General features: G+C 36.2%; 20 protein-coding genes and 1 tRNA gene. 10 read left to right on the top strand and 11 right to left on the bottom strand.

Features of this window, described 5'->3' with window-relative positions; translation table 11 throughout:
* Positions 1-91: 91 nt before the first annotated feature.
* From LY01_RS04765 to porU, 7 genes are all read right to left on the bottom strand, one after another.
* Positions 92-775, bottom strand: coding sequence for an SDR family NAD(P)-dependent oxidoreductase (locus LY01_RS04765; RefSeq protein WP_104514640.1), 684 nt, complete (start codon positions 773-775; stop codon positions 92-94).
* Positions 768-1,769 (bottom strand): M20/M25/M40 family metallo-hydrolase, encoded by a 1,002-nt coding sequence (locus LY01_RS04760; RefSeq protein WP_104514639.1) that lies wholly within the window; start codon positions 1,767-1,769, stop codon positions 768-770. The genes LY01_RS04765 and LY01_RS04760 overlap by 8 nt, the downstream gene beginning before the upstream one ends.
* A 146-nt stretch (positions 1,770-1,915) precedes the next feature.
* A complete protein-coding gene (locus tag LY01_RS04755) occupies positions 1,916-3,571 on the bottom strand; it encodes a pyruvate dehydrogenase complex dihydrolipoamide acetyltransferase (protein ID WP_104514638.1) in 1,656 nt (551 codons plus the stop codon).
* Positions 3,572-3,574: 3 nt separating this feature from the next.
* Positions 3,575-4,573: a pyruvate dehydrogenase (acetyl-transferring) E1 component subunit alpha gene (gene pdhA, locus LY01_RS04750; protein WP_104514637.1), complete on the bottom strand. Its 999-nt coding sequence runs from the start codon at positions 4,571-4,573 to the stop codon at positions 3,575-3,577.
* Between the two features lie 152 nt (positions 4,574-4,725).
* A complete protein-coding gene (gene cdd / locus LY01_RS04745; protein ID WP_104514636.1) occupies positions 4,726-5,208 on the bottom strand; it encodes a cytidine deaminase in 483 nt (160 codons plus the stop codon).
* A 3-nt stretch (positions 5,209-5,211) separates the two neighbouring features.
* Positions 5,212-6,366, bottom strand: a complete 1,155-nt coding sequence (gene porV, locus LY01_RS04740) for a type IX secretion system outer membrane channel protein PorV (RefSeq protein ID WP_104514635.1) — start codon at positions 6,364-6,366, stop codon at positions 5,212-5,214.
* A gap of 43 nt (positions 6,367-6,409) precedes the next feature.
* Entirely contained in the window at positions 6,410-10,255 is a 3,846-nt protein-coding gene (gene porU / locus LY01_RS04735; protein ID WP_104514634.1) for a type IX secretion system sortase PorU, read from the bottom strand.
* Positions 10,256-10,451: 196 nt separating this feature from the next.
* Between porU and gldJ the strand changes: the two genes are divergently transcribed.
* The 10 genes from gldJ to LY01_RS04685 all read left to right on the top strand — a co-directional run bounded on the left by gldJ (position 10,452) and on the right by LY01_RS04685 (position 21,454).
* On the top strand, positions 10,452-12,143 hold the full coding sequence (gene gldJ, locus LY01_RS04730) for a gliding motility lipoprotein GldJ (RefSeq protein ID WP_104514633.1): 1,692 nt from the start codon (positions 10,452-10,454) through the stop codon (positions 12,141-12,143).
* A 75-nt stretch (positions 12,144-12,218) separates the two neighbouring features.
* Positions 12,219-13,484 (top strand): UDP-N-acetylmuramoyl-tripeptide--D-alanyl-D-alanine ligase, encoded by a 1,266-nt coding sequence (locus tag LY01_RS04725; protein ID WP_104514632.1) that lies wholly within the window; start codon positions 12,219-12,221, stop codon positions 13,482-13,484.
* Positions 13,485-13,561: 77 nt separating this feature from the next.
* Positions 13,562-13,634, top strand: a tRNA-Phe gene (locus LY01_RS04720).
* 75 nt (positions 13,635-13,709) lie between these two features.
* Positions 13,710-14,444 (top strand): type III pantothenate kinase, encoded by a 735-nt coding sequence (locus LY01_RS04715; RefSeq protein WP_104514631.1) that lies wholly within the window; start codon positions 13,710-13,712, stop codon positions 14,442-14,444.
* Positions 14,441-15,706 carry an outer membrane protein transport protein gene (locus tag LY01_RS04710; protein ID WP_245890630.1) on the top strand — a complete coding sequence of 422 codons (1,266 nt, stop codon included), beginning with the start codon at positions 14,441-14,443 and terminating at the stop codon, positions 15,704-15,706. Before LY01_RS04715 ends, LY01_RS04710 begins: the two co-directional genes overlap by 4 nt.
* Before the next feature lie 20 nt (positions 15,707-15,726).
* Positions 15,727-17,085 carry a hypothetical protein gene (locus LY01_RS04705; RefSeq protein WP_104514630.1) on the top strand — a complete coding sequence of 453 codons (1,359 nt, stop codon included), beginning with the start codon at positions 15,727-15,729 and terminating at the stop codon, positions 17,083-17,085.
* Positions 17,085-17,678: an LPS export ABC transporter periplasmic protein LptC gene (gene lptC, locus LY01_RS04700; protein ID WP_104514629.1), complete on the top strand. Its 594-nt coding sequence runs from the start codon at positions 17,085-17,087 to the stop codon at positions 17,676-17,678. The genes LY01_RS04705 and lptC overlap by 1 nt, the downstream gene beginning before the upstream one ends.
* Positions 17,671-17,865 (top strand): hypothetical protein, encoded by a 195-nt coding sequence (locus LY01_RS04695; RefSeq protein WP_104514628.1) that lies wholly within the window; start codon positions 17,671-17,673, stop codon positions 17,863-17,865. The genes lptC and LY01_RS04695 overlap by 8 nt, the downstream gene beginning before the upstream one ends.
* Positions 17,865-19,136, top strand: coding sequence for a hemolysin family protein (locus LY01_RS04690; RefSeq protein WP_104514627.1), 1,272 nt, complete (start codon positions 17,865-17,867; stop codon positions 19,134-19,136). The genes LY01_RS04695 and LY01_RS04690 overlap by 1 nt, the downstream gene beginning before the upstream one ends.
* Before the next feature lie 206 nt (positions 19,137-19,342).
* Entirely contained in the window at positions 19,343-21,454 is a 2,112-nt protein-coding gene (locus tag LY01_RS04685) for a peptidylprolyl isomerase (protein ID WP_104514626.1), read from the top strand.
* Positions 21,455-21,510: 56 nt separating this feature from the next.
* Here LY01_RS04685 and LY01_RS04680 read toward each other — a convergent pair whose 3' ends face one another.
* From LY01_RS04680 to LY01_RS04665, 4 genes are read right to left on the bottom strand one after another with little or no spacing between them, the layout of a single operon-like run.
* Positions 21,511-22,512, bottom strand: a complete 1,002-nt coding sequence (locus LY01_RS04680) for a hypothetical protein (RefSeq protein ID WP_105023092.1) — start codon at positions 22,510-22,512, stop codon at positions 21,511-21,513.
* 37 nt (positions 22,513-22,549) lie between these two features.
* Positions 22,550-23,467: a GYDIA family GHMP kinase gene (locus LY01_RS04675; RefSeq protein WP_104514624.1), complete on the bottom strand. Its 918-nt coding sequence runs from the start codon at positions 23,465-23,467 to the stop codon at positions 22,550-22,552.
* Between the two features lie 21 nt (positions 23,468-23,488).
* Entirely contained in the window at positions 23,489-24,442 is a 954-nt protein-coding gene (locus tag LY01_RS04670; protein ID WP_104514623.1) for a carbon-nitrogen hydrolase family protein, read from the bottom strand.
* Entirely contained in the window at positions 24,442-25,386 is a 945-nt protein-coding gene (locus tag LY01_RS04665; RefSeq protein ID WP_104514622.1) for a geranylgeranylglycerol-phosphate geranylgeranyltransferase, read from the bottom strand. The genes LY01_RS04670 and LY01_RS04665 overlap by 1 nt, the downstream gene beginning before the upstream one ends.
* Positions 25,387-25,483 lie beyond the last annotated feature (97 nt).

The raw sequence follows: 25,483 nt of genomic DNA, 5'->3' as shown, positions 1-25,483 counted from the left end.
GGTAATAATCGTTCCCGACTGCCGCTCGAACTGACATCTAAAAAATCAAAAATCTGATATCGTTAATCTGCAATCGTTGATCGATATTTCTTTAAGGAGTACTAGAACTAACTTCTAAAACTTTACCATTATAAAATTTATTACCAGTTAAGGCAAAGTTCATGATATAAGATGCCATTTCTGTAGCCGTTAATGGTGCTTTATATCCTGGAAAAGCTTCTTCTAGCATCTCAGTTTGTACGGCTCCTAAAGCAAGTGTATTGAATGATGGTCCGGTTTCTTTATATTCTTCTGCTAAGAGCTCAAAAAGGGTGATTACAGCTGCTTTTGCACTAGAGTATGCTGCTAGTCCAGGGAATTTTGCACTTCCTTGAATACCTCCCATAGAACTTATAGCGATTACATGTGAATCGTTGTTCATAGCCGGCATTAAAGCCTGTGTTAATGCTGCTACTCCAAAAACATTTACCGCATAACATTGCTGAAAGTCTTGAGCTGTTAATTGCTCAAAAGGCTTATTAACCAACATACCTGCGTTATGAATAACCACATCTATGCGATCCCATTTTTTCAGAATTTCATTTGCTGCATGATCTATACTAGACTGGTCACTTAAATCTGTTGCGATAGCGAGAACTGTATTACGCTCAAGAGCTTGAATGGAAGCAATCTTTCGCGAAAGTGCTATCACCTCATGTCCAGCATTAGAAAGTAATTGAGTAAGCTCAAAGCCTATACCGCGACTAGTTCCTGTAATTATTATTCTTTTACTCATTTGTTGCTTGTGTTAATTTCAATTTCTTACCATTAACAACATTAAACACACCTGGCATCACCGCATTTACTAACTGCGCCATGTGGTCTGTATTTACCTTTGTTGTGTCGTCTCCTACTTTGTGATAATGATCAAAATTTGTGAAATCAAATGTACTGAAGGTTTGAGAAGGAACATTAAATGCCTCAAAGAATGGATAGTTGTCTGATCTTTTAAATAGATTAAACTTTGCCGCTTGATCTAGTTTACCTGTAACGACACGATTGATATTTGCCTCGTTAAAAACAGCTGCCATATTAGAGCCATCATGCCCTGTTAAATATGCAATGTATGGACGGTTTACCATAGGTGTTCCTGTCATTTCAAAATTAAGCATCGCGACTACATTCACACCTTCTTCCTTCATACGGTTTGCAAGGTGCTTAGAACCTAGAAGTCCTTTTTCTTCAGCTGAGAACAAAGCAAAAACTACGGTTCTTCTATTAAAATCAAGTTCCTTAAAATTAGTCGCTAGAGCAAGAACAGATGCTGTACCGGTTGCGTTATCGTTTGCACCATTTGCTATACTATCTCCAGCAACGGCTTGCAACATACCTATATGATCGTAATGAGCACCTATTACTACCACTTCATCTTTCAATGCTTTATCAGATCCTGGAATCATGGCTAGTACGTTAAAGGCTTTTTTACCTTTTGCATCAAAGTTATCTAAGTAAGACCCTTTATAGGATGCGATACCTAACTCTTGAAAACGTTCTGAAAGATAAGCTGCCGCTTTTTCAATACCTTCTGACCCTGTATCACGACCTTTTAAATCGTCACTAGCAAGGAAAGCCACATCTTGAGCTATTTGAATAGCGTTTGCTTTTGGAAATTTAAGCTCGTTGATCTTCTCAACATTCTCCATAGCCCTTGAGACAGAGTCTATTTTTTTTGAAGAACTACATGATGCTAGAATCGCTGCGGTAGAGAGTAGAAATATTATTTTTTTCATGACTGTTTTTTAGTTGAAGTAAAGATAGTTATTTAGTTAAAGAGTAGAGAGCAGATCTGGATAGTCCTAAAACAATTAATAAGTGTAATTAAAAAAGCCAAATCTTACGATTTGGCTTTTGAATAATAATTTATGAATCTTATGGATTACATGTACATAACAATTGGGTTCTCGATATAAGACTGGAATGTTTGTAAGAATGCAGCACCTGTTGCTCCATCTACAGTTCTATGATCACAAGCAAGTGTAATCTTCATCACATTACCTACTACTATCTGACCGTCTTTTACAACTGGTTTTTGAACAATAGCACCTACAGACATAATAGCACTGTTAGGCTGGTTAATAATAGAAGTAAACTCTGTAATACCGAACATACCAAGGTTAGAAATAGTAAATGTACTTCCTTCCATTTCTTTAGGTTGTAACTTCTTACTACGTGCTTTACCAGCAAGTTCTCTTACCTTACCACCTATTTGTTGCATACTCATCTGGTCTGCAAATGGTAAAACTGGCACAAGAAGACCGTCATCTACAGCAACTGCTACACCTACATGGATGTGCTTTGCGATAACAGTATTTTTATCTGTCCATTGTGTATTCACTTTAGGATGTAATCTTAACGCCATCGCTGCCGCTTTAATTACCATATCGTTAAAGCTAATTTTAGTATCAGGTAATTGATTAATTGCTTTTCTACTAGCGATAGCATTATCCATATCTAGATCGATAGTAAGATAATAATGAGGCGCTGTAAACTTAGACTGACCTAAGCGTTTTGCAATTGTTTTTCTCATTTGAGAATTAGGAACCTCTTCAAAAGTTTCTGTTCCTACAGATACAAAGGAACTACCAGATGATGCAGCTGCAGCACTAGGTGTAAAACTCTCTATATCACTTTTTACAATACGTCCATTTTCTCCAGATCCAGAAACCTGACTTAAGTCGATTCCTTTTTCTTCGGCCATTTTCTTTGCAAGTGGAGATGCAAAAATACGTCCACCGGTTGCAGCAGCGTTAGAAGACTTGTTAGAAGAAGATGCTACAGGAGCGGCTTCTTTTTTAGCCTCTACTTTCTTAGGCTCTGACTTTGGAGCTTCTTTCTTCGGCTCTTCTTTCTTTTCTTCTTTCTTTTCTTCTTTTTTAGGAGCAGCAGTTTTACTTGCACTTATTCCTGAAACATCAGTTCCTGCAGGGCCTATGATAGCTAATAGCGTATCTACCTTTGCAGTTTCTCCTTCTTGAATACCTATCTTAAGAAGTGTACCACTGTTAAAAGATTCAAATTCCATCGTTGCCTTATCGGTTTCGATTTCTGCAAGGATATCACCTTCTTCAACAGAATCTCCTTCTTGTTTTAACCATGACGCTACAGTACCTTCTTCCATAGTATCACTAAGACGTGGCATGTTAACAATAACAACACCATCAGGAATATCAGAACTCGCACTAGCTTCTTCTTGATCATCTGAAGACGCTTCTTCTTTTGAATCAGCATCTGCAGTAGTTTCATCACTAGTTTCAGAACCTGATCCACCTTCTAGCAAACTAGAAATATCTTCACCTTCTTCTCCTATAATACATAGCAATTGATCAACAGGAGCAGTTTCTCCTTCTTGAACACCTATATGTAGTAACGTACCGTTTTGGAATGATTCAAATTCCATGGTAGCTTTATCAGTTTCAATTTCTGCAAGGATATCTCCTTCTTCCACCTTATCACCTACTTTCTTCAACCACGCAGCTACAACACCTTCTTCCATGGTGTCACTTAAACGTGGCATGTTAACTATCTCTGCCATAACTTATGATTTTGCTGGTAAAAATGGATAATCTTCTTGTTCATATACAGCGTCATACATCACACTTTGTTCTGGGAACGGTGACTCTTCTGCAAACTTCTCACATTCTGCAACACGTTCTTTTACACGTTTTGCAACATCTTTAAAGTGATCTTCAGACATGTTGTGATCGCTCATCAATCTATCCTTCACTTGCGTGATAGGATCAATTTTTTGATATTCAGCCACCTCGTCTTTAGTTCTATATTTTTGAGCATCACTCATAGAGTGACCTCTGTAACGATATGTTTTTAATTCTAAGAAAGTTGGTCCACCACCAGAGCGAGCTCTTTCAATTGCTTCAGACATAGCCTCGGCAACTTTTTCTGGATCCATGGCATCTACTGGTCCACAAGGCATTTCATAACCTAGACCTAGTTTCCATATATCTGTATGGTTTGCAGTACGAGCAACACTTGTACCCATAGCATAACCATTATTTTCTACACAAAATACTACTGGTAAATTCCATAACATAGCAAGGTTAAACGCTTCGTGCAAAGAACCCTGACGTGCAGCACCATCACCAAAAAAGGTAAGTGTAACAGCGTTAACACCGTGAAACTTATCACCGAATGCGATACCAGCACCAAGAGGTATTTGCCCTCCTACGATACCGTGACCACCATAGAAACGGTGTTCTTTAGAAAAAATATGCATAGAACCACCTAGTCCTTGAGAAGTACCAGTTGCTTTACCATAAAGCTCTGCCATTACTCTTTTAGGGTCTACACCCATTCCTATAGGTTGTACGTGATTACGGTATGCGGTAATCATTTTATCCTTTGTAAGATCCATTGCGTGTAGTGCTCCTGCAAGAATTGCTTCTTGACCATTGTATAGGTGCAAAAATCCACGAACTTTTTGTTGGATATAAACCTGAGCTAATTTGTCCTCAAACTTTCTCCAGAAAAGCATTTCCTCGTACCAGTTCAGTAAGACGTCTTTAGTGACTTTTTTCATGTAATTATATGTTAAGTGGTCCGCTTTCGCGAAAGCGGAACAAAGATCAAATATAAAGATCCTTTCCTAACTTTTGCTCAAGCTGCAGAACAAAAATAGACGAAAAAAAGGTAAGGAAAAACCTATTTATGGGTTAAAATTGTACGCAATCGTTATAGATAATTCTTATCGAACACGAGCGGCAATAAATCACTCAAGGAATCTGACTTTAAAACCTTGCCAGCAGCTCCCATAAAATATAGCTCTATATCGTTTTCTTGATTATTCTCATACTCAGCTATAGACTGCCTGCATGCGCCACAAGGCGGCACTGGTTTATGAAAAGAATCGTCTTTGGGACTAGCTGTAATAGCCATTTTTAAAACAGCAACACCAGGGTATTGAGATCCTGCCGCAAATATAGCAACACGCTCTGCACACAATCCTGACGGATAAGCAGCATTCTCCTGATTATTACCTGTTATTATCTCACCGTTTTCTAATAACAATGCACAACCTACTGTGAAATTTGAGTAAGGCGCATATGCACGGTGACGTGCCTCTATAGCCAGATCCATAAGTGAATGATCTGGTGCAGCAAGCTCTTCTATATTATCGTATACCTCGAGGGTAGTGTGTAGTTCTAATTTTTTGATAGTCTAGTATTCTGTGTATTCGTCACCGAAGTTAAAAGTAAGTCCAAATCTTAATGTCCCTTCTAGTGGACTATTTACCCTACTTGTAGAAAATAAATAAGATAAGTCAATGTTGATCTGAGAGAATTCAAAACCTGCCCCTAATGAAAGAAACTGTCTAGCTCCCTTATCATCTGCTTCATTAAAATATCCTGCACGTAGAGCAAAAGCATCATTATAGGTATACTCTGCACCTAAAGCCCAAGTAAATTCTCTAAGCTCTTCACTTATACCACCTGGCGCATCACCAAATGATTGAAAAATACCTGAAATAAAAGTTACATCATCATCTTCACCTTCTATGATCTCACCAGTAGTATCGTCTAAAATCGGTGGCGTAGGGACTAAAAGTTTATTCACCTCGGCAGTTACACCTATCTTACTAAAACCATCGTTAAGGATAAAGTCAAATCCACCACCTAAAGCTAAGTTAGTAGGAATAAAATTTTCTTGCCCACCAGCATCATAAGTAATCTTAGGACCAATGTTAGAGATATTAAATCCGGCTCTCCATCTACCATTGAAATCATTATAAGCTTCTTCTTCTGACTGGTAATATCCAGAAACATCTACGGCAAAACTATTTGCCGCACTAGCGTCGCTATCTACTCCTTGAATACGTAAATCAGACCTTAAAAAACGACCTGTTACCGCCATAGCAAACTGCTCACTCAATTTCAAAGAATAAGTACCATCAAGAACAAACTCATTTGGACTTTCTTCTCTACCTGGGTCTGCAGCATCTTGTCGCAGTGTTATAGATCCCAAAGAAAAATATCTTAAACTACCAGCAAAAGCACTTTGCTCATTGATTCTATTTGAATACACTAATTGAGCAATTGCGATATCATCTACTAAATTACCTAAGTAAGGAGTATAAGCTACACCAAATTTATGCTGCCTCGTACTGAAGGCATATTTTGCAGGATTCCATTGTTGCGACCATGCGTCTGGACTAGTAGCTACACCCATATCTCCCATACCAGCAGCTCTAGGATCTCCAGCAATTCTTAAAAAAGGGAGTGCCGTTGTAATTACTCGAGTATCATTATCCTGAGCATTACTTACACTAGGTATTGCAAATGTTACTACTACGAAAAGTAAAAATATTTTCTTCATCAATAAAATTTATGCGGTGACAAATATATGTTAATCAATCTTATTATAAAATCACGAGCTTTTCTACTTTACTCGCAGATTTATTAGTTAACGTAGATTTTACGGTTATCTTATAAATATAAACTCCTTTCCCTAATCGCTGGCCAAAATCATCTCTTCCATCCCAAGTGATTTCTCTAGATGTGAACCCTGTGGTTGTGATGTTTTGATTTTTACTCCAGACTACTTTACCACTTACAGTCATCACTTGTACCTGGACATCTAACGGCTCAAAAGGCCTGTTATGATTGAACCAAAACTCAGTATATGTACTAAAAGGGTTAGGATAATTTAACACTCTAGTTAACTCTACACCATCAGATTCTGACACTACAAACTGAATCTCATTCATAGAACTATTGTTATACGTATCCCATGCGGTAACTTTTAAAGTATGTAGTCCTGGCTCTATATCCCTAAGAGGAAAATATACCTTCCCTTGAGTAAAATCATCTTCATCTGCCTCATAGTAATCATTTAAGATAAATGGATTTGTTTCATCACCGTCTAGAATACCAGTAATGTCATGCCCTATACCACTAGAAGTATTAATTCCATTATCATCACTTAAAAAAGCAAGTAAAAACGGATCACTATCCGTAACACCACCAGAAACAAAATTAGTGTCATTCATAAACAACTCCACCTCAGGACCTAAATCGTCTGCAGGTGCATTGCGATTAATACCACCTATTTGAATATCTTGAGAATATCCATTTTGATCTTCTGGTACGTTATCTCTTTTTGCATAAAAAGAAACTCGTCCAGCACCTACTGGTATCTGTGTATCTCTAGGCATGATAAAATCAAACTCAAATTCTCCGTTTGTAATAGTAGCCTGACCTCTAAAAAGAGCTTCACCTAATTGATCAAAAGGCAAGACTATAATAGGATCACCAGCCACTGCTGTATCTCTGGTATTGTCGTTTGCCAAAGTTTCTCTGCTTATATTTTTATCAAATACAGTCACATAAAGAGTACCGTTATAATCGTTGATACGATTTCCAGGAATCGTTTGCACCTCTCCACCTAAAGAAACACGATCTAAAGCCTGTAACACATCTGTATTTGTCGCAATAGGATTTCCATTAACAGTATTAAGAACTACACGAGGCTGAGGAAAAGCTAATTTTAATGCCGGATCTCCTATAAAAGTAATAACTCTACGAGTGGAAGTAGATTGAAAACTAGGATCTGTTTTTGCTAGTCGTAACGCTTCAGCCATCGAAACTGGCTCAACATTATCATAACCAAAAATGTACTGATCTAATATATTATTAAAACCAGCACCTACATTAACAAAAATCAAACGGTTAGTTGCCACTGAAGCGATAGCTCCACCTTCTGGATTCAGGTAAGTTAACTCACCACCACTAACACGCAACGGATTATCAAATCGTGTAAATTCACATGTTACCGAAATAAACAACGGTAATGTATTAGGATTACGCAAGTTCTGAACAAGCGATTGAGTTATAATAAACTCTCTTGCGAGCCCATCTTCATTTCCATGACCAAAATAATTTATAACCAAAGAACCCTGTTCAAAAGCATCTCTTATATCATTAACAGCATCTGGATATTTAGGTCCACCAGCCGTACTAAATTGCTCATAACTATCTAACAATATTTTATTTACGTTATAATCAGGTCTGTTTAAAAATATCTCATCACCTAGATCATTCACATTTTCTTGCAATATTCTATCAGAAAGAATATCCACATCATCACCTATCAACGCGATATTATTTCTCCATTTATTAAAAGCAGGCTCTGCAGTATAACTGATCACCTTATCCACCATCTCTCTAGCTTCTTGAATATCACTCACTATCATGCGCCCCACAGCTATATCCATGAGATTATTTGCAGCGACTGTCCCCTCACCATTATCCATGAAAGCAAAAAAATCATCTGTACAAAAAGAAGCCGTTAATGAAGTACTCTCTAAAGAAAGATAAGACGGCACGATATTATCTCTTATCCTTAATCTATCCTTATAGTCATAACTCGCATCACCAAATAAATTTACAAACTGCACCCTATTTGCTGGTGAAGATGCATTATCATAAACATACCTCACAAAATTCCTAATAGCACTTAAATCTTGTCTACCCTCAGAAAACTCGTTATAAATCTCTTGCAAAGTCACCACTTTAGTATTGAGATTACTCTCGGTGATATGGTAATTTGCAAGTCTTTGTGCTTCTGACTGTAAAAACTCTGCCGTAATAATTAAATAATCTATATCTCTAAAATTACCTGATCGGTCATTAAAAATAGTCCCTTTTAAATTCTGATTTACAACAGTACTATTCCTTACACTCACCACATTGTAAAAATCTGAAGAGTCAACCGCTAGATACTCTTTAGTTTGCCCACCATTATCAGTAAAAGAAAAAGTAGCGTCTTGCAAATTGTTAGTAACCTTACGTACATTATTAACATCAGTTATATCCCATACCTCACTTATTTGAGATGCATTAGAGAATTGATATTCTACCACACCACTTTGAGACGCAGCATTAGGTACATCAAATCTAAATTGTTCGTTTTTACCGGTTAAACTCTGAGGTATCTCTAAACTTATATAGTCCAAATAACCAGACGCTCCAGGGTTTCCAGAATTATCATAAGACACATTAACAGAAACCATATCAGAACTAATACTAGCATTAGACACTAGTAGAGTTGCCCTAGCCGCAGCGCGTATGTTTTGCCCTGCCACACCACTTAACGAAGAAGTACCAAGAACTACATCATTTAAACTAAAGCTCATACTTGTGTCATTATCTGACACTGCTCCAGTGGCTATTCTCACTACGGCAGGTAAAGTACTTCGTACATTTTCAAACTCAAATTCAAAAACTTGGTCTGGTTCAAAATCAAAACGCTCACCATACCATACACGACCTATAGAGGCTATATTTACAAGATCCACCTCATGGTGTTGCCTAGCATAATAATAATCATAAGTAATAGCCGGTACAGCACTGGGTTGCACAAATGGTAAAATACGCTTACCAATAGCCCCATCTACCGTTAGATAATAAAAAGACTCATCTGTATAAGGATTAATAAAACTATCGTTTTCACTAACGTAATCTGTATTTGTAGCAATTCCGTAAAACAAGATCTCATCTCCATTATCAAACCTACCATCTTCACCACCTGTAACGGTAATAGCAACCTCAGGAGCATCAAATAATTGATCATCACTATTAACTAAAGGCAACGATGTACCTCCCTGACCATAAACCTTAATTCTAGCAGGGTCGATAGAATTAACATCTATACCTAAATTAGATAAGAAAGACCTGCTTATTCTATTTACACCAGTTCTCTCTACCTTAAATCTGTACCAATTTCCAGATGCTAAAATAGAATTACTAAAGCTTGCGTTTTTAACCTGAAATTGCGCCGGCGCATAAGAATAGCTGTAGTTAAAAGAAACTACCTTCTTATACTGATTTCCATCCTTAAAAATTGGTGTTATTTTTAATTGAGCATAGTTACGCTTTCGCGAAAGCGCATTTCTTAAAGAATATTGAAACCCATTAGAAATTTGTGATGGATTTAACTGTCCAAGATCTGTTACTCTTATCGTCTCTGTCTTCAAATTTGTTATTTCAACAGAGAATTCATCAACTTTTTGATTTATTTGAAAACTTTTAATCCAAAATAAATCTCGTCCATCAAAACTATGGTTTTCTCTAAAATACGGAACTTTAATTTGCTGATCACCGATATCAAAGGATTCCAAATCCTTCCAATCAATTACCTCTCGACCACTTTGAGCAAGCGCGCTAGCATTAAGAAGTAAAATTATTAAGTAGAAAAAATGCTTCATCGATACACTAACGGCTGTTAATATGAATTAGTATTTAAAAATATTCACAAAATTTTAAGATAACGCATAATAATCGCAATTCGTCGTCGTTTAATATGCTTGAACGACAAATGTAACGCGAATTATACGAATTAATGCTTTCGTATTAGATTGAAATAATTATATTGCGACTCATTTTTCAAAACAAATTCTTAAAATGAAGAAGTACTTTGCAGTAAAAGCAGTCTTTACTCTCTTCGCCGGAATGGCGATAGTGAGTTGTGGTGGTGGTGGAAACGACTACACATCCACATCTCGTGGAACCGGTTGGGACGTCACCGGTAAAAACGGATTTGAACTTAACACAAAATATAAAGAACAAGATACAGGACCTGGTCTTGTCTTTGTAGAAGGTGGAACATTCACGATGGGTCGTGTTAAAGATGACCCTATGCATGATTGGAACAACACTCCTAATCAACAGCATGTTCAATCTTTTTACATTGATGAAACTGAAGTTACTAATGGTATGTACCTTGAGATGTTAGAATACATCAAAGCTGTCTTCCCACCAGAAGATGAAGAATACCGTAACATTTATAACGGCGCAGTTCCTGATACATTAGTATGGAGAAATCGCTTAGGTTATAATGAAGAAATGACTAAAAACTACTTACGTCACCCAGCTTACCAAAACTACCCTGTAGTAGGTGTAACATGGATACAGTCTGTAGAATATGCTAACTGGAGAACTGATCGTGTAAACGAATTAATTCTTAATGAGCAAGGCTATACGTCTAAAGACGCTCTAGCAAATCAAGAGGCTGGTGCAACATTTAGTACTGAAACTTATTTGAACGCTCCGACTCTAACTTATGGTGGTGACGAAGAAAAGACAAAAGGTGGAAAAAGATCTGAACAATTAGAAAAGCAAAAAACAGCAAAAGCAGCTAAACAAGGTGATGGTACTGGTGAAGCAAGTGGCTTATATGTGACAAGAAAAGATGGTGTTATTTTACCAGGTTATAGACTACCTACTGAAGCTGAGTGGGAATATGCTGCTCTAGGTTTAGGAAGTGTACGTGAGTATAACGCATACCGTGGTAGAAAGAAATACCCTTGGGATGGACAATACACTAGAAGCGGAAAACGCAAAACTCGTGGTGACCACATGGCTAACTTTAAGCAAGGTGATGGTGATTACGGTGGTATAGCTGGATGGAGTGATGATGGTGCAGATATCACAGCTCCTGTTAAGTTTTATGAGCCTAACGATTTTGGTGTTTATGAAATGGCAGGTAATGTTTCTGAATGGGTTGCTGATGTTTATCGTCCTATGGTAGATGACGAGTTTAACGACTTTAACTATTACCGTGGTAACGTTTACACAAGAAACAAAATAGGTGCAGATGGAATGATTGCAATTGTAAGCGCAGACTCTATTCCTTATGACACACTTAGTAATGGTAAAGTTATAGCTCGTGCATTGCCAGGTGAAATCCAACAAGAAGCTATAGATGATAATGAGACTTATCTAAGAACTAACTTTGATAGAAGTGATAACCGTGACTTCCGTGATGGTGATGCTCAATCAACTAAATACTTTGATAAAAAAGATCGTCTTGATGATGAAAATAACAGAATGTACAATTCTCCTAATCACAGTGTAACTGCAGATTCGTTAGGTAACCTAGATCGTCAATACGACAAGGATGCTAACAGAACTTCACTAATCAATAACGAAGTAAGAGTTATTAAAGGTGGATCATGGAGAGATAGAGCATACTGGTTAGATCCAGCGGCTAGAAGATCATACCCACAAGATATGGCTAAAGATGACTTAGGTTTCCGTTGTGCAATGTCTAGAGTAGGTTCTAAAGCAAAGAAAACTAAAAGACCTCGTAACTAATAAATCGAGACCTTTCATATTTACAAAGAAGCCCTTATTTTTAAGGGCTTTTTTAATACCCTAAATTGAAACTAAATGTTAGAACAACTTCATCAAATCTTCTTAAAATCCAACGGAGTGAATACAGACACTCGTAGCATAGAAAAAGATCAATTATTCTTTGCTCTTACAGGAGATAATTTTGATGGCAATCAATATATAGAACAAGCGTTAAACAATGGCGCCATTCATGCAATAAGCAGCGACACTAAATGGTCGACAAACCCCAAAGTAACCGTTGTGAAAAACACCCTTACAACACTACAGGAACTGGCCACCTTTCATAGAAACCAACTTAACATTCCCATTATTGCTCTCACCGGAAGCAACGGCAAAACCACCACTAAGGAACTTATACTATCAGTATTGGCAAATCAATTCAAAGTAAAAGGAACTAAAGGAAACTTAAACAATCACATTGGCGTTCCACTAACACTCCTCTCCTTTGACTCTAGTCTACAAATAGGAATAGTAGAATTGGGCGCAAATCACCCAAAAGAAATCGCTGCATTATGCGATATAGCTCAACCTAATATAGGACTTATAACAAATTATGGAAAAGCCCATCTAGAAGGGTTTGGTAGTATAGAAGGTGTAAAAAATAGTAAAAGCGAACTATATAACTACCTGAAAGAAACCAACGGAAAAGTTATTGTAAGCAAATGGGATCCTGAACAGATAGTTAGAACCGTAGGAATGAATCAATTTTTCACTCCATCGAACACCAGCATTCATTCAAACACTCCTTATATACAATTTATCGCAGAAGGTAATTTAATCAAAACACAATTAACAGGTGTGTACAATTATCACAACGCGCTGTTTGCTTACACAGTAGGGAAACTAATGGAAATGCAAACAGAACAGATTGTTTCAGGCATAGAAAACTACGCTCCCAAAAACAACAGATCTCAAATCATCATAAAGAATAAAACTAAAATCATATTAGACGCCTATAATGCAAACCCAAGTAGCATGAAGGTTGCATTAGAAAATTTAGCCTCCCAAAACTACACTAATAAAATAGCCATTTTAGGCGACATGTTCGAGTTAGGCGCATATGCCGCAGAAGAACATCAAAACATTGCATCTCTTACGCAGAAACTAAAAATAAATGACGTTTATCTAATAGGGGAAAACTTTTTCAAATCAGAAGTCAAATCAGCCATACAATTTGAAGACCTTACTAATTTTCTAGAAAAAACAGACTTAAACACTGACACAGAACAAGTTATATTAATAAAAGGTTCTAGAGGAATGAGTTTAGAAAAAATACTAGAAAGCAAAACACTTAAAAATTAAAAATAATTTGAAAAAAACCTGAAAAAAACTTTTTTCAAGTAAAAAAAGATGTAAGTTTGCAACCGCTTACGAGCAATGGTACCTTAGCTCAGTTGGTAGAGCAAAGGACTGAAAATCCTTGTGTCCCTGGTTCGATTCCTGGAGGTACCACTTAAAAGCCCGATCTCATGATCGGGCTTTTTTATTTTAGAGCAACACCATTCACCCCAAAAAAAATATCACATTATGATTTTAGTAATAGATATAGGTAACACATCCATTAAAATGGCTGTTATGGATCAGGGGAATATTTACAAAGTTTTACGTACCGATAATAAAAGTTTCGAATCGCTTATACAAAAAACAATTAAGCAATATCCAGCCATAGAAGAAGCAGCTATTTGCAACGTAGGTTCTTTTCCAGAGGAATTAATGGAGCTTTTAAGAACAACATTTAAAACAGTATTTGAGGTTAATAACAGCATTAAACTACCCTTTAACAATCATTATCAAAGCTTAACACTGGGTAACGACCGTATTGCCTTGGTCGCTGGAGCACTATCTACAGCATCTAAAAATAACGCCCTACTAGTGATAGACGCTGGTACCTGCGTGACTTATGACTATGTAGATGAAAAAGAAAATTATTTCGGAGGCGCTATATCACCAGGTTTACGATTACGTTATGAATCCCTTCATAATTTTACGGCAAACCTACCGTTATTACATTCAGAACATGTAACAGACATAATAGGAAACACCACGCAAACCTCGATTCACAGTGGGGTTGTTAACGGTCTTAGCCAAGAAATCAAAGGAGTTATCAAGCAATACAAAAAGTCTAATAAAAATTTAGAAGTATTTATAACCGGTGGAGATAGTGAACTATTGATAAAACAACTAAAAAACCGTTTCTTTGCCACGCCTTTTTTGATGCTACATGGCATCCATTATTTATATTTATTTAATAAAAACCTATGATCAGAAGTTTTTTAATCGCGGTAGTGATTTTATTTAGCATGAATAGCTTTGCACAATCGCGTACTTCATCACCTTATTCATTCTTTGGACTGGGACAGCAAACCTTTAAAGGTACCATTGAAAACCGTAGCATGGGAAGCATGTCCACTTATGTAGATAGTATCCACATAAACTTAAGAAACCCTGCCGCCTATGCAAACCTTAGAGTAACCACCTATTCACTAGGTGCTTTGCACTCAAAAACATCTGCATCTACAGAGACAGAAAGCGACTCTTATGACGCGACTTCTATAGAATATGTAAGTATCGGTATACCTGTTGGAAGTAAAGCAGCCTTCGGTTTTGGATTAGTTCCATTTAACTCGGTAGGATATGAAATAGGTAGCGTTACAGAAACTTTATATGCTAACTACACAGGAGAAGGAAGTATTAACCGCGCTTATTTAGGAGCAGGTTATAAATTAACCCCTTCATTAAGTATAGGCGCCGAGTTTAGATACAACTTTGGTGAAGAAACTAACTCCTCAAGTATAGCAACTAGCACGGTTCAATTAGGAACTAATGAAACTAATGAAACTGATTTTAGTGGTGCATCATACAACTTTGGTTTACACTATCAGAAAATGATAACTGATAAATTAGAAATACAAGCAAGTGCAGTTTACAGTCCAGAAAGTAAATTAAATGCAAAAAATGAACGCAACTTATCTGCATTCATTCTTTCTACCGATTTAATTGAGAGCACAGTAAATGTACGTGATGCCGAATTTGACGAACAGGATTTAAAATTACCATCAGAGTTCACATTAGGAGCTACCATAGGTCAACCACGTAAATGGAATATCGGTGCAGAGTACTCTACAAAAGGCAGCAGCGCTTTAACATCTAGAACATTTGCTCCTGCAGGAACTACATTTACAGACGCTGACTCTTTTAGAGCAGGAGGATTTTACATCCCTAACTACAACAGTATCACCAGTTACTGGGATCGCGTAGTATATCGAGGTGGAATACGCTATGAAGAACTAGGCCTTTCAGTTAGTGGAAACGGAATAGATACAGAAGAGATTAACGAGTTTGGCATATCTTTTGGTTTAGGTTTACCAATCGGACGTAGAAACGGTTTCTCAAACGCTAACATAGGATTTGAAATCGGTCAAAGAGGAACCGAAAATGCTGGACTTATTAAAGAAACGTTTTTTAACCTTTCTGTAGGGCTTTCACTCAACGATGTTTGGTTCATCAAAAGAAAATATAACTAAGAATAACACAAACCATTATTATGATACTTAGAAATAACTTATTAATAGCATTAACTGTTTTCAGTTTCGCTTTCGCGAAAGCGCAAGCACCAGACGACTGTAACGTAATGTTGAGCATATTTGCTGAAAACGCAAAATCAAAAAACTATAGTGAGGCTTATAAACAATTAGGACCTTTAGTAGAAAAATGTCCAGATGCAAGTCTTGCGATTTACCAATATGGTGAGCAAATCTTTGAATACCGTCTTAAGAAAAAAGAAGGTGAGCAAAAAGAAAACGTTGACGGTCTATTAGACATGTTAAACACTCAAGTTACTAAGTATGCTGACAAAGTAGATGTAACTAGAAAGAAAATTGAAATAGCTAGAACTATGCAGAAGTACAAAGTAGGTACTACAGAAGAGCAGTTCAACATGCTTAACAATTTATTTAACTCAGACAGAGAAAACTTTACAGACCCTAACGGTATGATGACTTACTTTAGCCTAGCTGAAAAGCAGTTTAAAGCAAATAAATTAAGTCTTCAAGAGCTTTTTAAAATCTACGATGAGTTAACTAGTAATATTGAATCCTTACAAGATGAGAGATCTAAAGTAGTATCTGATCTTTTATCAAAGCAAGAGACTACTGCTCTTACTGATAAAGAAGAAAAGCAAATAGGTTATCAAGAAAAGAACCTTAAAAATTATGGTATCGTAATGCGTAGTGTAAACGGTACGTTAGGTGAACTTGCAGACTGTGATAAATTAATCCCATTGTACGATGCTGAGTTTGAAGCTAACAAAACAAGTAAAGAATGGTTAAGCAACGTACTAGTTAGATTACAGAAAAAAGACTGTACTGATGACCCACTATACATTAAATCTGTAAAAGCATTACACGCTATTAACCCTAGTGCAAAAACTGCTTACGGTCTAGGTAACATCGCTACAAGTACTGACGAGAAATTCAAGTACTGGGATCAAGCTATTGAATTAGGAATCGATAACGATACTAAAGCATACATCTTTTACAAAAAAGGTAACTTATATAAATCAAAAGGACAATTCGGTAGTGCAAGAAGAGCATATCTAGACGCTACAGAATTAAGACCTTCTTTTGGACAGCCTTATTTAAAAATAGCAGACATGGTTGCAAACAGCACAAGTAGCTGTGGAGCAAACCCTCTAGAAAAAAGAGCTATTTACTGGGTTGCTGCTAGATATGCAAGTAAAGCAGGAAGAGTAGACCCATCATTAAAGAGAACTGCTGCTAAGTATGTAGCTAGTTATAATGGTGCTGCACCGAGTAAAGCTGATATATTTGCAAACAGTGCATACAATTCTGGTGACACAATCACTTTTAACTGTTGGATAGGAGAATCTGTAAGAATCCCATAATGAGATCTTACATTCACATATTAAAAATCACGATCACGGCAATAGCCGTGATCTGTTTTTTTGCGTCATGTGATGATAACCTCAAAGAAATCCAGAAAATGGAAATCGCTTCTAACGAACCTATGGGTGAGATAGAAGAAATGTTGTTAAAACATACCGACAGCGGCAAATTAAAACTTACCGTAAAAGGAAAAAAAATGTTAGATTTTTCAAATGATGACTTTCCTTACACAGAATTTCCAGAAGGGATCAAGGTAGAAGTTTACGATTACAGCAATGACAAAACTGAAGTAACCGTAATTACCGCAAATAGCGGCATCATGTATGATGACACAAAACTAGTTGACCTTAAAGGTGACGTTCATATAATTACCTCTGACGGTACTACTTTTACAGGAGATCAATTATATTGGGATCAAACCGCAAAGTGGATTTTTACCAATGAACCATCAGAGACACTTATTGTTGATGGACAAAATAAAGAGAGCGTAGGAAAAATAACAGGAGCAATCTTAGACGCTAGAGAGGATTTGAAAAAGCATTTTACACGCGACCCAGTCGACAACTTTGTAACACAAAATAATAATGAGTAAACTATACCAATACCTAGAATACGTTTATCTAATTTTTGCCTTACTATTTATTGTTTTAGGAATATTTGAATTAGGTAACACTTTAACTCTCGGCCTTATATTAATTGCCATGGGAGCAGCTGCATTATTTAAGTACTTCTTTCAACGACGTTTTCGTCGTAGATTTGAAGAACGTAATAAACAATAATGCTCGTACAGATACTTATTATCGTATTAATGCTATTGCTGAGTGCTTTTTTCTCAGGAATGGAAATTGCCTATGTATCTTCTAACAAGATACACATAGAACTAGAAAAACGTCAAAACGATTTCATAGGTCGCGTATTACGTAACCTTACCGTACAACCATCTAAGTTCATTATCACCATGCTTATAGGTAATAGCATCTCGCTGGTTATTTACGGCTTTGCCATGGAGACTTTAATGAGTGATATTCTAGTAAATGCATATCCACAATATGCGAGCACGCTCAACAACCTTCTTACCCAGACCGTACTCACTACACTTATTATCCTTCTTACTGCAGAGTTTCTACCTAAAGTATTCTTTCAAATATACTCTAACGAGTTACTCAAGTTTTTTGCCATACCAGCTTATATTTTTTATCTTTTATTCTGGCCTGTTTCATGGTTTTGCATCTTAATATCTGACTTTATTCTCAAAGCATTTTTTAAATCAGATGGTGACGCATTGCAACTTACTTTCTCAAAATTAGAATTAGGTAATTACATCACAGAGCAAATGGAGAGCGTCCAGGTGCAAGAAGATATAGATACAGAGATACAAATATTTCAAAACGCTTTAGACTTTGGTGGTCTTAAGGCTAGAGAAGTAATGGTACCTAGAACAGAAATTGTAGCCCTACATCAAGAGACTGATATTAAAGATTTGAACAAGAAGTTTGTAGCATCTGGTTTATCTAAAATATTAATACACGAGGACACCATAGACGACATTACTGGTTATGTACATAGTTTTGACCTTTTTAAATCGCCAGAAAGCATAAAGGACGTTAAACGCAAAGTTGTAAATGTACCAGAAACTATGCTTGCCAAAGATGTTTTAAATCTACTCATAAAACGCCATAAAAGCATCGCTATCGTACTCGATGAATATGGAGGGACGAGCGGCCTAATAACTGTAGAGGATATAATCGAAGAGTTATTTGGAGAGATAGAAGACGAGCACGATTCTGACCAGTTGATAGACTCACAAATAAGCGATACCGAGTACAAGCTAAGCGCCCGTCTAGAGGTAGATCAAATTAATGAAAACTACAAACTAGACTTGCCTGAGAGTGATCAATACGAAACCTTAGGTGGACTTATCGTTAATGAAACTGCCGGAATTCCAGAAGAAGGTGACATCGTAATTATCAATGGGAATACTTATGAGATCTTAGAAAAATCTGACAATAAAATAGACCTCGTACTTCTTACCTTAGGAGAAAAAGAATAATCGCACCACCTTTATTTATCACCATTTTATTAGAACTAAGATAATGGGATGGAAAATAATTCCGCTTTCGCGAAAGCGGAATCCAAACCATTACTTCTACTCTATTCTAATTTATAGATAAAAAGCTCTTTTTAAAACAACATGATACTTTAATTATTAGGCGGAAAACACTATTTTCGCCCCTATCAAAAAATAAACTAACAACAATGGCGATATTAGGTAAAATTAGAAATCAAGGAGTTATTCTGATTTTAGTAATTGCACTGGCTTTATTTGCATTTATTATTCAAGGTGTTCTTACATCAAATGGACAAAAACAAGCTGATGCGATAGGTTATGTAGGAGATACAGAAATTAACCGTGAGAGTTTTGCGAGAAAAGTAGAAAATGCTTCTCAAAATAGAGGTGCAAACTTCTCTCAAGTACAGGCTGTAAATTCTGTATGGGATGCAGAAGTAAGAAATGCAATTCTAGATCAACAAATCAAAGCAACTGGAATAAGAGTAACAGATAAGAAAGTTGCTGACCAAGTAAAGGATGCTTATAGATCAAACCCACAATTTCTTAATGAAGATGGTAGTTTTTCTGAAGCAGAATTCAAAACTTTTGTAGACGGTATCAAAACTACTAATCCTGCAGCATGGAATGATTATGTAGCCGGTACTGCAACTGGTGCAAAACAAGAATTATTCTTTAACCTTTTAAAGTCTGGTCTTATTGCTACAAATGTAGATGGTGAGATGGAATACAGAATGGAGAACGATAACCGTTCTTTTAGTTTTGTAAACATCCCTTACTCAACTATATCTGACAGTGCGGTAGACGTTTCTAAATCTGAAATCGATTCTTACGTAAGTAAACACAAAGAACAATTTAAAGTAGACGCACAACGCGATATAGAATTTGTTCTTTTTGAAGATAAAGCTTCTCAATCAGACAGAGATGCACTTAAAGCAGACTTAAACAAATTGCTAACTACACAAACGTTACGTAACTTGAGTACTAAAGAAGACTATACGGTACCTGCTTTTACAGATGCAACAGACCTTGAAGCATTTGTATCTCAAAATAGTGAACTACCATATAACGACCGTTATGTAATGACTTCTAACCTGTCTGCTAATGCTAAAGCAATTGCAGGTGTTGAAGAAGGTAAAACTTATGGTCCTTATGAAGACGGAGAATATTTAAAATTATCTCTAGTTGAGGATAAGAAAACTATTAACGATAGTGTACAAAACAGACACATTTTAATAGCATATGCTGGTGCACAAAGAGCTGCTGCTAACATTACTCAAACTAAAGAAGAGGCTAAAGCAACTGCAGATAGTATCTTTAATTTAATAGGTCAAAGCAAAACTAGATTTGATTCTAAATTTGAATACTTTAAAGAAAACAAAGAGGTAGCAAACGGACAAGATATAGGATGGGTAGTATACTCTGGTAACGCAAGAAACTTTGCTCCAGGATTTACTAAATTCTTATATGAGAACGAAAATGGTACTGTAGGTATTGCAGAGTCTTCTTTCGGTTACCACATTATTAGAATAGATGATGTTGCTGCTCCTAAGCCAGCCGTTAAAATAGCTACAGTTGCAAAAAAAGTTCTTGCATCTAAGCAAACTGGAAAAGAATTATTTACTAAAACTGTAAAATTCCAGAAGTCTGCAAAAAGCGGTGACTTTACTGCTCTTGCCAAAGAAAATGCAGTTACTACTACACCAGTTAAAAATCTTAAACCTCTAGATGAGACACTGCCAGTGGTAGGTCAAAATAGAAGTATTGTAAAATGGGCGTTTAATGAAGATCGTTCTGTAGGCGACATAGAGCGTTTTGAAACTTCTCAAGGTTATGTAGTTGTAAAACTTAACAAAATGAGTGAAGCAGGAAACATGTCTAGTGAAGAAGCTAGTGCAAAAGTTTCTCCTATCTTAAGAAAAGAGAAGAAAGCAAAAATGATCATGGATAAAATCAAAGCAACTGATGTAGCTGAGATTGCAAAAAACCAAGGTCAAACTTCTAAAATAGCAGGTGCTGTTAACCGTAAAAACCCAACTATTACAGGTGTAGGTGAAGAGCCTCTAGTGGTAGGGACAGCTTTTGGTCTTGCACAAGGAGCAACGTCTAAGCCTATTGCTGGAGAAAACGGTGTCTTTGTAATCAAACTTACATCTATAGAAACTGCTCCAGATTTACAGAACTACTCTGCAAACGCAAATACGCTTGCAACACAGGCTGCAAATCAATCTACTTCTAAGTTAGTTGAAGCTTTAAAGAAATCAGTAGAAATAGAAGATAACAGATCTGTATTCTACTAAGAATTAGATTTTATATACTATTTAAAACGCCACTCTTAAGAGCGGCGTTTTTGTTTTTAATACGTAATTACTTTTAACTTGTAACCTAAGCTTAAACGTCTGGTTTTTTCTGGCGTACCACCTAAAAACCTCATCGGTTCCCATTTACTATTTTCTTTAAAATGCCAGTTTATATAATCTACTAAATCTCCTTTTCTTTTAGTTGTAACACCTATATGCGGTACATTCTCACGATTGTTAATTGGCTTATACATCTTTCCATTAGGACCTATTCGCTCTTTACCAAATCTGGGAATAGATAGTAAAATTCCTTTATCATCACAAGGACCTAAATTGTGCAATCCTATTAATAAACCAGAATGATCTGCCCATACTTGGTCTTTTTCTAGATCCATTTTAAGTTTGCGATTTTCATCTGAAACGATTAACTCCTTGGGTGGTATAGATAACCTACTAAAAGTAGAATCCTGATTCATGTGATAAAAACTAATACGGTATAGGTATTGAAAATCGTTTTTAAGTGTTCTTACTCTCACATTAGTAGAATCTTTTTTATAATCTTCATTTTCTTTTTTCCAATCTCGTCGTTTAGAAATAAAAGGAATAGTTAGCTCCAATAGCTGCATATCTGCATTATCATGATTATTAGGTATAAAAACACCATACTCCACGCCATGATATTGCCAGTGACTATCAAATACACTATTACTTCTTATCGCTTTTTGTTTAAAGGTTTTCACCTTTTTAGGCTCACCTCTTAACACTACCTCTGGTAAATGATAAGTTAGTGGTTTTAAAGAAACAGTAGTATTTTGAATGATAGCAACCTCAGCCGTATAAGGTTTATACCCTAATGCAGCTATTGTTATTTGTTGCACTTCAAATCCATCAGGAATAGTTACTTCTCCTTGTGCATTTGAATACATGCCATTTTTCTCACCAAATCGCACCGGTATATTTACTAGTGCTTCCTTGGTTTCAGAATTAACGATTTTAAAATGAACTTGGGCAACACACAATTGCGCTGCTAGTAACGTAAAGAGAATTAATAGTTTCATAGGCTGTAGTTTTTAAGACAACCAAGAAACGAAAAATCTAGGAATTTAGTACCACATCATCCCATTCATGAATCGTAGCATATCCTTTATTTATAAAATACTGACGCGCTGCAGCATCACCTGTTGCCATGATAAAGTCACCACCCCAACCGCCTAATGATTTAATAGCGCCATTAAAATCTGAAAACAATTGCTCTTTAACAGGCCTCATACCTATCAGGCTCGCTATAATTTCTTCATGCCTAGTCATTGCTCTATTAAATTTAGAAATGTCGTTAGAAGCCTCTAAAAACAACTCTGGCATATTTGATAATTCAAGTCTAAGATCTTCGGTAAGTAAGTCTACATTAAACTGTGCGATAGAATCGCGACTGTTTTGTTTGCGATTGAGGTAAACAAAGAATATTTGATTCTTTATGGAAGGAGTAAAGTCCACTTCTTGAGCAATAGGTTCTCCATCATTATAATTATATACGACAGCACTATTTGCTTGTGCACAGGCAATATCATAACCGCTGCCGCCAAAACACTTAAACTGCAATTGATAAGGGTCACAGCCCAACCATTGAGATATGAGACATATTAAGGTAGAACTGGTTCCCATGCCCGACTCTCTGTCAAAATCTAATTTCATTACCACATCAAAACCTCTCAAAGAGTTATTTGAAGTAAGATGCAAGGCCGTATTTAAAATCTCACTTAATTTAAAAGTGATAGGATTATCACAATTGACACAGTCAGAATAAAGATCATTTACATTAGTCTTTACATGAAACCACAGCTCTCCATCATTATTATAACTGCTCCACGTAATTTCTTGATCATCGCGATAAGTAATCTCTAGATATTGGTTCAGTTTTAAAGGAATAGCCAGTGCAGGAACGTTATCTAAAACAGCATACTCTCCAGTGATTAAAAACTTACCATGAGCTTTAAATTGCTTTTTAACTTTCAAATTACTTTATTTAAATCCTTATTAATTAGTAAACTTTACTGTACTTTGTCGTTCTCTATTCACATGTAGCTGGGTTACATCTGGACGAGAATAATGTCCTACGGCATCAAAATTTTGACGCTCTTCTAGCACTCTGTTATAATCTAACGTCGCATAGATAATTTCTTCTTTACCTATTTGCGGTTCTATAATCCACTCTCCATCCGGTCCAGCAATAGCGCTACCACCATTAGCCAGTACAGCAGGTGCATTATTAAGTAACTCTTCTAAGTGTGGTGTTCCTTCAGGAAAATCTTCCTTAAACATCATACTAGAAACTGATAAAACATAACAACGTCCCTCTCGAGCGATAAATCTAGTAATATCTTTTGTATTATGATCGCTTCCTGGCCAGCAAGCTACATGTAAATTTGTTCCTTGTGCATACATCGCAGCACGTGGCAACGGCATCCAGTTCTCCCAACAGTTTAAACCACTAACTGTAAAGTCCTTTAATTTATGCGTTACCAGGCCATTTCCATCTCCTGGAGACCAGGTTAATCTCTCATCATAGGTAGGTTGTAATTTTCTATGTACACTTTGAATAATTCCATTTTGATCTATGTAAACCATGCTCGCATACAGACTATGCCCACCTCGATCTTCTGGTCGTTCTATTATACCTATATAGATGGATATGTGTTCCGCTTTCGCGAAAGCGCAAATATCATCTAAATCTCCATTTTCTATACTAACTGCATTGAGAGCGTAATGTCTATGCAACTCTTTTACTGCATCCTTATTCCACGCAGCGCCATCCATAAGAGCAAGCCAAAATGGATAACCAGGCAATAAACCTTCTCCAAAAACAACCAGTTCTGCCTTTTCATTAACCGCTTCTTGCAGCGTAGACATAATCTTTTCTAATGTCGCTTTTTTATCCAACCACACTGGTGATATTTGAGCAAGGGCTACTTTTATTTTTGAATTTTTCATTAGGTAAAAATGGTTTGTAATCGTTGTAAAATTGCCGGTAAATCGATCAATAATATCGAGAATACTCCAGCACCAATTATAATTTTGAGAATAAAATGAATCAACAAGTATTCTCTTTTACGTCTAGAAGACCATATCAATGGTAAACATACCAATAAGGCTCCTACTATCAAGGTAAAATAATATTCCATGTAACCTATTTCATAATAAGCTACTAATATGGTGATAGGTACGATAGTAAGAAATGTAAGTAATGTATAAAACTTCTTACTCATTTTTTCACCTAGAACAACTGGTATCGTTCTATAGTTTTGAGCAAGATCTCCTCTTAAATTTTCTAAATCTTTAATTAATTCTCGCATACCAATAATAAGAAAGAGAAAACCACCATGTACTAATATCACTGGATAAAAGTTCTTGTAATACATAAATAATACAAAAAAAGGAGTCACAGCAAGCAATGCTGCCATTAAATTACCTAAAAAGAGAACACGTTTAAGTTTATGAGAATACAACCACATTGCAAAAATGTACAACGCAAAAAATAAACCTGCACGCCATGAAACGATGCAACCTAGAATAAAGGCAATACCATTTACCGTAAAGTAAACCGACCATAAAGTAGACCTGCTTATTTGGTTTTCTAACAAGGTTTTTTGAGGTCTATTAATTAAGTCTTTCTCGCGGTCATAAAAATTGTTGATAATATAACCACCTGCGATAGCAGCACTACTGGCTAGTACAATAAACCATAACTTATAATCTGACAAAATGGATTTTACAGTCAGATTAGGTGCAATAATAAAAATAGCAGCCAGCAATTGTGCAATAGCCACTATAGTCACATTATAAAGTCGCACACTAGAAAACAGACTCAAAGCCTTAACTATAAGTGTTCTAAAACTCTTATCAGCATTTAATTGATATGTCTGCTCCTTATTCACGTAGCTAATTTAACACATCGATCTTACATACTTAAAGTTTTAAGGAATCGTTATACAATCCTATCATAAATTACATTCTAATATATCAACAATAAAA

Source organism: Nonlabens xylanidelens, assembly GCF_002934445.1.
GTDB lineage: Bacteria > Bacteroidota > Bacteroidia > Flavobacteriales > Flavobacteriaceae > Nonlabens > Nonlabens xylanidelens.
The sequence above is the reverse complement of the archived record's forward strand: the minus strand, read 5'-3'. Positions and strand labels throughout refer to the sequence as shown.